General features: G+C 66.0%; 12 protein-coding genes. 4 read left to right on the top strand and 8 right to left on the bottom strand.

Annotation, left to right across the window (positions count from 1 at the left end):
• The first annotated feature begins 42 nt into the window (after window positions 1–42).
• Genes CEY09_RS12490 through CEY09_RS12480 form a run of 3 tightly spaced genes read left to right on the top strand, consistent with a single transcriptional unit; the run spans window position 43 to window position 2763 of the window.
• Window positions 43–786, top strand: coding sequence for a GntR family transcriptional regulator (locus CEY09_RS12490; protein ID WP_088588829.1), 744 nt, complete (start codon window positions 43–45; stop codon window positions 784–786).
• Window positions 731–1963 carry an alpha/beta fold hydrolase gene (locus CEY09_RS12485; RefSeq protein ID WP_088588828.1) on the top strand — a complete coding sequence of 411 codons (1233 nt, stop codon included), beginning with the start codon at window positions 731–733 and terminating at the stop codon, window positions 1961–1963. Before CEY09_RS12490 ends, CEY09_RS12485 begins: the two co-directional genes overlap by 56 nt.
• Window positions 1960–2763: an N-acyl homoserine lactonase family protein gene (locus tag CEY09_RS12480; RefSeq protein WP_088588827.1), complete on the top strand. Its 804-nt coding sequence runs from the start codon at window positions 1960–1962 to the stop codon at window positions 2761–2763. Before CEY09_RS12485 ends, CEY09_RS12480 begins: the two co-directional genes overlap by 4 nt.
• 4 nt (window positions 2764–2767) lie before the next feature.
• On the opposite strand, the gene CEY09_RS12475 is transcribed toward CEY09_RS12480, so the two are convergent.
• The 3 genes from CEY09_RS12475 to CEY09_RS12465 form a co-directional block, all read right to left on the bottom strand.
• On the bottom strand, window positions 2768–3217 hold the full coding sequence (locus tag CEY09_RS12475; RefSeq protein WP_088588826.1) for a hypothetical protein: 450 nt from the start codon (window positions 3215–3217) through the stop codon (window positions 2768–2770).
• An 80-nt stretch (window positions 3218–3297) separates the two neighbouring features.
• Window positions 3298–4008 carry an alpha/beta fold hydrolase gene (locus CEY09_RS12470; protein ID WP_088588825.1) on the bottom strand — a complete coding sequence of 237 codons (711 nt, stop codon included), beginning with the start codon at window positions 4006–4008 and terminating at the stop codon, window positions 3298–3300.
• Window positions 4008–5153, bottom strand: coding sequence for a cupin domain-containing protein (locus CEY09_RS12465; RefSeq protein WP_006227077.1), 1146 nt, complete (start codon window positions 5151–5153; stop codon window positions 4008–4010). Before CEY09_RS12465 ends, CEY09_RS12470 begins: the two co-directional genes overlap by 1 nt.
• Window positions 5154–5266: 113 nt before the next feature.
• Between CEY09_RS12465 and CEY09_RS12460 the strand changes: the two genes are divergently transcribed.
• A complete protein-coding gene (locus tag CEY09_RS12460; RefSeq protein WP_088588824.1) occupies window positions 5267–6289 on the top strand; it encodes a LacI family DNA-binding transcriptional regulator in 1023 nt (340 codons plus the stop codon).
• A gap of 15 nt (window positions 6290–6304) precedes the next feature.
• Here the strand turns inward: CEY09_RS12460 and CEY09_RS12455 are convergent, their stop codons facing one another.
• From CEY09_RS12455 to CEY09_RS12435, 5 genes are all read right to left on the bottom strand, one after another.
• Window positions 6305–7360, bottom strand: coding sequence for an ABC transporter ATP-binding protein (locus CEY09_RS12455; protein ID WP_088588823.1), 1056 nt, complete (start codon window positions 7358–7360; stop codon window positions 6305–6307).
• Window positions 7361–7368: 8 nt separating this feature from the next.
• The gene (locus CEY09_RS12450; protein WP_088588822.1) at window positions 7369–8223 is read right to left on the bottom strand and encodes a carbohydrate ABC transporter permease; all 855 of its coding nucleotides are present in this window, start codon (window positions 8221–8223) and stop codon (window positions 7369–7371) included.
• Window positions 8223–9098, bottom strand: coding sequence for a carbohydrate ABC transporter permease (locus tag CEY09_RS12445; RefSeq protein ID WP_088588821.1), 876 nt, complete (start codon window positions 9096–9098; stop codon window positions 8223–8225). The genes CEY09_RS12450 and CEY09_RS12445 overlap by 1 nt, the downstream gene beginning before the upstream one ends.
• Entirely contained in the window at window positions 9095–10309 is a 1215-nt protein-coding gene (locus tag CEY09_RS12440) for an ABC transporter substrate-binding protein (protein WP_088588820.1), read from the bottom strand. The genes CEY09_RS12445 and CEY09_RS12440 overlap by 4 nt, the downstream gene beginning before the upstream one ends.
• A gap of 300 nt (window positions 10310–10609) precedes the next feature.
• The gene (locus tag CEY09_RS12435; RefSeq protein WP_006227071.1) at window positions 10610–11395 is read right to left on the bottom strand and encodes an HpcH/HpaI aldolase family protein; all 786 of its coding nucleotides are present in this window, start codon (window positions 11393–11395) and stop codon (window positions 10610–10612) included.
• Between the last annotated feature and the right edge of the window lie 22 nt (window positions 11396–11417).

Genomic DNA, 11417 nt, shown 5'->3' with positions numbered 1-11417 from the left:
GCTGCCGCTCGCGCCCGCCGTTACGCTAAACGAGAGACAGCCATGCCCACCCCCACCGGCGCAGTATTCGAAAAACCGACCACCTTGCGCACCCGCGTCGAGGAATTCCTGCGCACGTCCATCATGGACGGGCGCATCAAGGGCGGCGAACGCCTGCGCGAAGCCGAACTGTGCGAACAGCTGAACATCAGCCGCAGCACGCTGCGCGAAGCGCTGCGCACGCTGGAGGCCGAACGCCTGATCTCCATCGAGCCGCACCGCGGCCCGACGGTGGTGCGCATCACCGAGAAGGCCGCCCGCGACCTTTATTCCCTGCGGGCCCTGCTGGAAGGCTTTGCCGCGCATGAATTCGCAAGGCTGGCCAGCGACACGGACGTCGAGCGCCTGCGCAAGGCCGTGGACGCACTGCACCGCCAGGCCAAGGGCAGCAACAAATCGGCATTGCTGGCCGCCAAGCGCGATTTCTACGACGTGCTGCTGTCGGGCTGTGACAACGATCTGATCAAGGACATGCTGCCCGGCCTGCTGTCGCGCATCAACCTGCTGCGTGCGACCTCGTTCGCGCGCCCCGAACGGCTGCCGGAAAGCATGGCCGAAATCGATCACATCTTCGAGCGCATCCATGCTCGGGATCCACAAGGCGCCCAAGCGGCCGCACAGAGCCATATCGTGAACGCGGAACGCACCGCGCTCGAGGTGCTCAGGCGCCAACAAGAGGAGGCATCCGCAAGTGAAGGCGATCGTCCAGGAACTGAGGGCCGCGGCGGCCCTGGCGCAGCAGGATAGCGAATTCATCTCCGCAGCCAGGGGCCTGCCGTGCGCCATCTGGCTGCAAGTGGGCGCGGATCCGGAAGACCGGATCCCTGCCTGGGCGGGCCAGCCCGCCGCACCCTCGCAATGCATCGTCATCAGCGCTCCGCCCGATACCTGGCGCAAGCTGCTGGATCCCACCCCGCCTCCGGGCTACCACTCGTTCACCGCCGCACATCGCCAGGCTCAGGGCCTGCGCGTCAAAGGCGACGCCCTGGCCATCGCCCAGGCGCTGCATCCCCTGGAACGGCTGTTCGAAATCCTGCGTGGCCAGGTCGCCGCGGCCCCCTCCCTGCTTGACCGCAGCGCCATCACCGGCCATTACGCCAACCTGGATCTGGGCGCGACCTCCACGTCCCTCTACTATGAAACCAGCGGCTTGGCGGATGGCCCACCGCTGCTGATGCTGCACACCGCCGGCGCCGATTCACGCCAGTACCACGCGCTGATGGCGGACCCCGGCCTGCGCCGCCAATGGCGCATGATCGCCTTCGACATGCCCGGCCACGGCCGCAGCATGCCGCTGCCCGGCCAGGCCTGGACCGAAACGGGCCTGACCCGCGACACCTATCTGCAGACCTGCGTAGCCGTCATCCGCCAGGTGGCAGGCTCCCCCGCCGTCTTGCTGGGCTGTTCGATGGGCGCTGCGATGGCGCTCGTTGCCGCCGCCCGCAGTCCGGAGGATGTGGCGGGCGTCGTGGCGCTGGAAGCCCCCTGGAAGGCCACCGGCCGGCGCACACCCATGCTGTGCCATCCGCAGGTCAACCAAGCGGCGCACAACCCGGCCTACGTGCGCGGGCTGATGGGCCCGGCGGCCACGCTGGCGGCGCGCCGCGACGCCGCGTGGATCTACGCGCAAGGCGGCTTCAACGTCTACGCCAACGATCTCTGGTTCTACAGCGAAGACTTCGACGCCGCCGAACACCTGACGGGCCTGGATACCCGGCGCTTCAGCGTGTCGCTCCTGACCGGCGCCTACGACTACTCCGCCAGCCCCGAAGACAGCCGCCGCGTCGCCGCGCGGATTCCCGGCGCGCGCTTTGCCGCCATGCCCGAGCTGGGCCACTTCCCCATGGTGGAGAACCCGCAACGCCTGCTTGACTACCTGAAGCCCGAACTCGACCACATCCGCACCGCCCGGGGAATCGCATGACGCTGCCGAACCACGAAGTCTATGCCTTGCGCTACGCCACCGTCGCGCGCCGACGCGGCCAGAATTTCATTACCCCGCCCGACCCGCACGACGGCCCCATGCCGATGGATTATTTCGTCTGGGTCATCCGCCAGGGCCCGCGCGTCTGGCTGGTCGACACCGGCTTCAACGAAGCGGCCGCCCGCGTGCGCGGCCGCGATTTCCTGCGCTGCCCCATCGATGCGTTGAAGACGCTGGGCATCTCCGCGGCCGACATCCAGGACGTGATCGTGACCCACCTGCACTACGACCACGCCGGCAATCTGCGCAAGCTGCCGCACGCCCGGCTGCACTTGCAGGAAAGCGAGCTGCATTACGCCTGCGGCTGCAACATGCGCTTCGACATGCTGCGCCACGCCTACGCGGTGGAAGACGTGCTTGACGTGGTGCGCGGGGTCTATGACAAGCGGGTGGATTTCTACCATGGCCACGACGAGCTCGCGCCAGGCCTGCAACTGCTGCACATCGGCGGTCACACGCAAGGCCTGCAGGCCGTACGCGTGCATACGGCGCGCGGTTGGATCGTGCTGGCTTCCGACGCCAGCCATTACTACGACAACATGGGCCTGGACGCGCCGTTTCCCATCGTGCTGAACGTGGCCGACATGCTGGCAGGCTATGAAACGCTGCTAAAGCACGCAGAGTCGCCGCACCATATCGTGCCCGGGCACGACCCGCTGGTCCGAAGCCGGTATCCGGCGTTCAGGGATGGCGACACGGAAGTGGTGGCGCTGCACCTGCCCGGCAACGACGGCCTGTAGCCGCCTACAGCGAATAGCGGTAATCGCAGTGCAGCGTGGCCTTGAGCGGGAGGTCTGTCTGCACCCCGCCCGCCGAACGAGGGCGGGGCCCAGCCAGCTTAGCCCGGAAGCTGCCCGCGATATCGCCGTTGGCCTGCTTGGCCACCGCCACGCTGGACGGCAAGGCATAGAGCGTCAGCGCGCCTCCCGGGGATGGGGCGAGCAGCGTGAACACCGATTGCGGAAAATCTTCTACCACGAGACTGTTGGCGTGCGTGTCAGAGTTGAAGTTCAGGTTCGCGTCGAAATAGCTCAGCGTGATGTTCAGTTCTTCAGATGACGGCGAGGGGATCACCCCTTTCAGCGCGACCTTGCCGCTCTCCGAAGTGCAGGACAGTTCGGCCGGGGCGGACCCGGCCTGGGCGGCGCCCATGAAAAGCATGCAGGACAGGAACCAGGCGGTGCGTGCGGTCATGGGCGTTTCCTTGCGGGAGGTCGGCGAACGAAGAAAGCGGCAAGTGTAGGCGGAAAGCGGGACGGACCGCCAGACGTCCTTCACAGTCCGGCCGCCCATTGCCGCACTGCGGCGGCCAACGCGGCGGGCGCCTCCAGCGGCACGAAATGCCCGACCTGCGGCAGGCGGACCCAGCGGGCGTCCGGAATGCGGTCCGCCATTTCCTGCTGGCGGTCGGCAGGGTTGAGCAGGTCGGCCTCGCCACTGACGATCAGGGTCGGCACGCGCACGTCAGCCAGGCGCGGCAGGCTGTCGGCCCGCAGCACGGCGATGTCGGCCTGACGGCCGAAGGTGTCGGCCCCCACTCGCCGTGCCATGGCAAGAATGCATGACATCAGCGCATCATCATCAAGTCGGCTGGGCGCGACGTAGCTTGGCCACAGCACCCGGCGGACATAGGAGGCCACGCCTTCCCGTTCGGCGTCCACCGCCGCCTGCCGGCGAGCCTGGGCATTGGCCGGCGCGTCTGCGCGGGCATTGGTGGCGATAAGCGCCAGCCCCGCCACGCGTTCGGGCGCCTGCGCCATCATTTCCAGCGCCAGGAATCCGCCTAGCGAAAACCCCGCCACGGCGAAGCGGCCGGGCAGGTCCGGCAACAGGTCGCGGACGGCTTCCTGCGCGGACCGGTAACGGGAATACGCCAAGATCCGCGCATGCGCCGCAAGCGCCGGCGCGGCGTGCAGCATGGGTTGCCACAAGGCTTCATCACACAGTGTGCCGCCAATCAGCACCAGCGGGAGCGGAGAGCCCATCAGGCTCTCAATTCGCCGACGCCGATCGCACTGTCCGGCAGCAGGTGACGCGGCGCGATGTAGCCGTCGGGGTCCAGCGCGCAGTTCTGCCGGGCAGCCTCTTCGATCACCTCGTCAGGCCATTCGATGCGCTTGCGCTGGTCTCCCGCGCACAGCACCGCGACGACAACGGGCGATTCGCCGGCCGAGACCTCCCGCCAGACGCCGGCCGGCACGGAATACACGGCCTGCTCTTCGAGCCGCACGCGAACTTCCTGCCCCGGCGCATTGAGCACCAGGTCCATGGCCCCCTCCATGACCATCAGCACCTGCTTTTCCCGCAACCGGAAACGGCGCGTCGTCTGCCTGGGCGCCAGGCGCATCCAGTCCAGCGAAAACCCATGCGGATTGCCGATGGGTGCCCGCAGCCCGCGCTCTTCACTCATGCCGTAGCCGATCACGGGTGCGAGCTCGCAGCCGCCGCCTGCAGCATTGCCGAGCCAGCCGCTGGCCGACCAGTCGCGCGCGCCGGCGGCAAGGTGGCGTTGACGCATCTGATCGGGTGTGTAGCGCGGAAGCATTTCCATCTCTTGCTCCGTAAGCGGACGGATCAGTTCCGCCGCCGGAGGCAGACCCGGCGCGCCTTCCAGCAAGGTGTTATCCCGCCCCAGGAACAGGCCGTGCGCGGCGGCTGCCGTCAGGATGTCCGGATGCCAGATGATGCCGCCGGTGTCATCCCCGCCCAGGGCGGTAAATATCCAACCCGTGTCCTGTCCGATATTGGAAAAACCCCGGAAGATCCAGGTCGGGATGCTCAGCACGTCGCCCGGGCCGCCCTCGATTTCACCGGCGCCCGGGCCCGAGCCCCAACGGAATTTCCAGCGGCCCGAATAGATCACGAAGACTTCCGCGCTGAAATGCAGATGCAGGTTGTTCGTGACGCCGGCGGGCATCGCCGCCGCACCGACGCTGAAGCCATGCGGCTCGGTCAGGTTCACGACCTGGTCTTCGGATTGCGTCACGCCTGCGCCGATCATGGAGTAGTTCTCCTTCAAATCGGAGCCAGGCAGCTTGCAGTCGATGAAGGCAAGCTTGCACGCCACCATGGCTTCGCGCGGAATCGCCCGCGCCATCGCCGCCTCGCGGTCAAGGACAATCTCAGTCATTACTGTGCTTTCCCAAAAAAAAGCGCCTGCTGGCGCCAGGTTGGATTGAGTTGTGAAGTCAACGCATTCGAATGCAAAATAGGGCCGACCCTATCCATCGTCCTGCCTGCCTCATGCCGCCTGTTGCCAAAAACCGCCGCCCGCGCGCCACCTCCTACGACGTCGCCACGGCTGCGGGCGTTGCGCAGTCCACCGTTTCGCGCTGCTTTCAGCCCGGCAGCAACATCTCGGACGAAACGCGGGAAATCGTGCTGGCCACGGCGGCGCGCCTGGGCTACGCGCCCAACGCGCTGGCCCGCTCGCTCATCACCCGCCGATCCCACGCCGTGGGCGTACTGATCACGCGGTACACCTTGCGCAGCGCGCCGGCTCTGCTCTACACGTTGGGCGACGCCCTCGCGCGCGCGGGCCAGCACATGATCCTGCTGGCCGTCGACGACGACGCGTCGGTCAAGCCCGTGCTCCACGGGCTGGTGGGGTATCCCCTGGACGGCCTGATCGCATGCGCCACCATGGACGACGACGATGTGCGGCGCTTCACGGACCAGGGCGTCGCGGTGTTGTTCTTCAACCGGCAACCTGGGGGCATCGCCGTTGATGGGGTCTCCACCGATCACGCCGCTGGCGCGCAGGCGCTCGCGCAGGGCATGCTGGCTGCCGGCCGAAAGCATTTCCTGTGCCTGGGCGGTCCGCGGGAAGCGCCCGTGGGCCGCGAACGGATCGAAGGCTTCCAGAAAGCGCTGCGCGCGGCCGGTCTTCCCGCGTGCCAAGTGCTTGATGGCGGTTTCTCGTACGATCAGGCGCACGAGGTATTCCTGCAGGCCGTGGACAGGGGCGCCAATCCCGACGCGGTGTTCTGCGCCAATGATCAGATGGCGATGGCCGTCATCGACGCCTGCCGCCATCGGCTGGGCTGGGACATTCCCAAGCGCCTGATGGTCGCCGGCTTTGACGATGTCCCCGAAGGCGCGCGCGCCCCGTATGCGCTGACCACCGTGCGCCAGCCCATCGATGAGATGGCGCGCCGGGCCATGGAAATGCTGCAGGCGCGCCGCCTGCAACCCGGCGGACGCCCCCGCCAGGAGAGGCTGCCCGGTGAAGTGGTCTTGCGGGGATCGGCCTCGTGGCCGGCCTGACCAGAACGCCATGGCTCAATCCACCAGCCGCGCTTGGGTCGCGGCATCGAACAGATGGCAGTGTTCGCGCGGCAGGCTCAGGCCGATGCGCTCTCCGATGCCGTAGCGCAGATGGCGGTCTCCGCGCACGCAAAGCCGAGCAGCACCCACGTCCAGCGTCACCAGCACCGCGTCGCCGGTCAGTTCGAACATGTACACGACACCGTCCAGATCGCCCGCGCCGGCCGGCGTCAGTGTCACGTCTTCAGGGCGGATGCCCAGCACCAGCTCGGTGTTGTCAGGCCCTGCCAGGCCGCTCAGGCGCTGCCCCTCGACGCTCAGCCCACCGTCGGCCATGCGGGCGGGCAACAGGTTCATCGGCGGCGATCCGACAAAGCCCGCCACGAACAGGTTGGCCGGACGGTTGTAGACCTCGGCTGGGGTGCCAACCTGCTGGATCAGCCCGCCTCGCATGACCACGACCCGGTCAGCCAGCGTCATCGCCTCGATCTGGTCGTGCGTCACATAGATCGTCGTAATGCGTAGTTCGCACTGCAGGCGGCGGATCTCGGCACGCATCGAAACGCGCAACTTCGCATCCAGATTCGACAAGGGTTCATCCATCAGGAACACCTGGGGCCGCCGCACAATGGCGCGCGCCAGCGCCACGCGTTGCCGCTGTCCCCCGGACAAGTCGCGCGGTCGACGGTCGAGCAAATGCCCCAACTCGACCTTGTCGGCGACCTCGCGTGCACGCAGGGCCCGCTCGGCACGGCCAATGCCACGCACCTTGAGCGGATAGGCGATGTTCTCGCCCACCGTCAAATGCGGGTAGAGCCCATAGTTCTGAAAAACCATGGCCACATCGCGATCCTTGGGCAAGGCGTCGGTCACGTCCCGTCCGCCGATCCAGATTTCACCTGCGCTGGGTTCCTCCAGCCCAGCCACCATGCGCATCGTGGTTGTCTTGCCGCAACCCGAAGGGCCCAGGAAGACCACGAATTCGCCGTCGGCAATGTCCAGGGACTGCCGCGCGACGCCCACCACGCCGCCCCAGCGCTTTTCCACATCAATCAGTTTTACGGAAGCCATGTTTATCCTCAGCGAATCGCGCCTGCGACCAGGCCCTTTACGAAGTAGCGCTGCACGAAGCGCGAAATGAGCAGCATCGGCGCAATGATGAACAAGCCCATGCTGGCCATGATGTCCCAGGCGTCGCCCTGTTCGGTGCGTGCGCTCATCAGCGCGACCGGCAACGTCACTGCGTGGTCGCGCGTCAGCACGAGCGCGTAGAAAAACTCGTTCCACGAGACGACGAACGAAAAAATGGCGGCGGTGGCGATGCCCGGCAACGCCACCGGCACCACGACATCCCACAGGGCACGCAAACGCGAGGCGCCATCGATCTGAGCGGCTTCTTCCATATCCGGCGGCAAGGCATCGAAGAAGGCCTTGATCATCCAGGTGGCGTACGGGACGACAAACGACAGGTTCGCCACCATCAGCGCCCAGGGTGTATCCAGCAGGCCCAGGTTGCGGAACACGACAAACAGCGGGATGACGATGATGACCGGAGGAAGGAACTGCGTGGCAAGCAATAAAAGCGGCCCCAGTTGTCCGCCCGGGAACCGGAACCGTGAGAACGCGTAAGCCGCCAGCGTCGACAGGGGAATGGCCATGAGCAGCGTGCCCGCCGTCACGAACAGGCTGTTCGCCAGGCGCTCGCCCAGCAGATAGGGGGAACCGAAAGCGGCGATGAAGTTATCCAGCGTGGGTCGGAAAGCCAGCGCAAGGCTGTATACGTCCAGCCGGGGCTTGAAGGCGGTGGCCACGATCCAGACGACCGGCGCGAACCAGACGCCGGCGATCAACCATATGGCCAGCCGGCGCAGGACGCCGCGGCGGCGAGAGGGGCGCGCGGCGGCGCGGGCAGGAAGCGTTGCGGTTTGCGTCATCACGATGGGCGCCCCATGGCAAAACGAGAATAGATCAGCGCCAGCGCCATCATTACGACAGCCAGCAACCAGGCCATCGCCGAGGCGTAGCCGATGTCGTAGAAGCGGAAGGCGGTGCTGTAGACCATATGCGGCAAGGTGTCGGTGGCGGTGCCGGGACCGCCCGCCGTCATCGTCACGACCTGGTCCAGCATCTTCAGCGAGAAAATGGTCTTGAGCAGGATGGCGATGGTGAGCACGGGCTTGAGTTGCGGCAGCACGATTTCGAAGAAGATCCTTCCGCGCCCTGCCCCATCCACTTGCGCCGCATCCAGCGTGTCCTGCGGCAACGCGGCCAACGCGCCAATGAACGTCAGCATGAAGTACGGCGCCCAGTGCCAGACGTCCACGGCGATCAGCGCCGCCATCGCCAATACCGGATCGGCCAGGACCGGCGCGCCGCTCCAGCCAGGCACCAATGTCTTGAGCAGTGCATCGACCACGCCGAACTCCGGGTTCAGCATGAACCGCCATGAGATGCCGACCAACGCGGGCGACATGGCAAACGGAATCACCAGCAGCGTGCGGGCGTTAACCTGCAAGCGGCCGTCGCCCGCCAGCAGCATGGCCAGGCCCAACGCGATCACCATGGTCAACACCACGGAAGGCACGGTGAACACCAGCGTCACCCAGGCGCTGCCCAGGAACTCCGGGTCATGCAGAATCAGATCGACATAGTTGAGCAGGCCCACATAGCCTTGCGGCGTGGGTGAACGGCCCAGGTTCCAGTCGTGCAGCGAATAGAACAACGATTGGCATAACGGATACAGCAGCGTGGCGGCGCACACCACGAGTGCCGGGGCCAGCAGCGCGTACTTCAGATAACGGTCTTTCATGATCGGCTTTCCTGGCTACGCCCACGGCCGCCCGCGCGGCGGGCGATGCGGGCGACCTGGGCCGCGGCGTCATCCAGCGCGGGCCTGACAGGTTTTCCGCTGGACACGATCTCCGAAATGGCGCTTTCCAACGCCGTGGCAATTTGCGGCCACGCGGCCAATTGCGGCACCGTTCGAGCTTGCTGCAAACTCGCCAGGGCAGCGCGGTGCAGGCCGTGGTTGGCTGCGTTGACGGCTTCGTCCAGATAGGTGGCCGTGTGCGTCGCGACGATGTCCGCGCTTTGCGGATCGCTCTTATCGCAGACGATGGCTTTTTCCAGGACAGGGTTGGACACCCATTTCATGAACTCCCATGCGGCCTCCTGGTGGCGCGACTGGCGTGAGATACCGAAGGGCATCACGATCGCGACGGTCGGCGACTGCGCCTGCCCCACGCGCAGCATCGGCGCAAATCCCACCTGTTCGGGCTTCAGGCGGGAACGATCGCCCGTCAACACGGAATACGTCCACCACCAGACCATCATCGTCGCCGCATTGCCTTGGGCCATGGCGTTGACCATGTCGTATTCGTTGAATTGGCTGGAGCCCGGGTTGGCCACCTTATGCTTGAGCAGCACATCCACGTAGGCTTGTGTCGCCGCCACGCCTGCCGCGTTGTTAAAGAGCGGCTTGCCTTCGGCATCCAGCACGTCGGAGCCATGTCCCCAAAGACAGTTGAACCACAGCCACAGGTTCTGAAACCCGCTGCCTTTTACATAGTCCATGGCCACGCCCGGAACACCTGTCTGCTTCTGCACGGCCGCGGCGGACGTCAACATGTCGTCCCAGGTCGCGGGCGGTGAAATGCCAGCCTGCTCGTACAGGTCCTTGCGGTAGAACAGCAACTGGGGATGCGCGCGGACCGGCAAGCCATAGGTCGCGCCGCTGAACTGGCAAGCCTTGCGGTACACGTCCGGATAGCGGCTCATATCGACGCCATCGGCGCGCACTTGCGCATCGATGGGGCTGAGGTAATTGGCCAGCGATGCCAGCCAGCTGTCCTGGTAGGCCACCAGGTCATAAGCCGAACTGCCCCCCACGGCTTCGGTCGTAAGCTTTTCCAGCAATTGGCCATAAGGCACGTACTGGTAGGCCACCTTGATGCCCGAGGCCGCCTCGAATTCCGGCAAGCGCTTTTCCTGTGCGCGGAACTGCGACGAGGGCGGCAGCATGATCGCCAGTCTGGTTCCGGCGTACGGTTTACCTGCCTTCAGGCCGAGCGCGTCGGCAGCGTAACTTCGGAAGGGTAGCGCGCCCAGTCCCGCGCATGCTCCTGCGCCCTGCAGAAATAGCCTTCTTTTCATTGTCGTCTCCTCTGGCGGCTACCTCGGCGCACCGGGCCCGCTCTTTACGCATTCGAATGCATAAAACGATGTTAACGAACATCCCCGCTTGCCGGAGACGCCCGGACAGGGCTTGCGCCCTGGGGATTTCCCTAGCCGGCGCTGCCCGTCCGGCCCTTCCTCACCCCGTCAATACCGCAGTTGCGCATCACGTCCGGCGCAAGCCGCCTGCGCCAGCGCGCGGGTAATGATGCTGGTCGACACGTTGGCGAAATAGCGGGCGCCAAATGCGCCGTACTTTTCCTCGTCAGCGGGCGTCAGCGCAATGATGCCCGGGCACTTCCCCGCGGAGGCGATGGCTTTGAGCCCCTGCTCGATGGCGTGTTGCACAGGCGCAGCCGTCCAATCGCTGCCATGTCCCATCGCGTGCGCCAGGTCATTCGGACCGATGAATACGGCATCCACGCCGTCCACCGCAGCGATTTCCGCGGCAACGGCGATCGCTTCCGGCGTTTCAATCATCGCGATGAACGCGATCCCGTCATTGCTGCGCTGCGTATGGCCGGCGCCGCCAAACGCGCCATAGCCCGCCGCGCGCGTGCTGAAGGCGCTACCCCTGCGCCCCAAGGGTGGATAGCGGACCAGGGACACAAGCCGCCGCGCCTGCTCGACGCTTTCCACCATGGGCACCTGCACAGCACCGGCCCCCATGTCGAGGATGCGTGGCAGATCGTGTTCAAAGCAACGCACCACCGAGGCGATACCCGCTGCCCGGGCCGCGCGCAGCATGTGCTCGGTCACCCCCAGGTCGGCGCTGCCGTGTTCGTTGTCGAGAATGATGAAGTCAAATCCGGCGTAGGCGCACATCTCGACGATGGCCGGGCTGGGCAGGCCGTTGAACAGTCCTCGCAACGGCTTGCCGCTGCGCAGCATGTCCGGCAGACGGCCGTCCAGAGGAAAACGGGATTCGGTCATGCAAGTCTCCTGGCAAAGTTCA

This window comes from Achromobacter marplatensis, from assembly GCF_002209535.1.
In the GTDB taxonomy this organism is placed as follows: domain Bacteria; phylum Pseudomonadota; class Gammaproteobacteria; order Burkholderiales; family Burkholderiaceae_B; genus Achromobacter; species Achromobacter marplatensis.
This window is presented reverse-complemented; position numbering and strand designations above follow the sequence as displayed.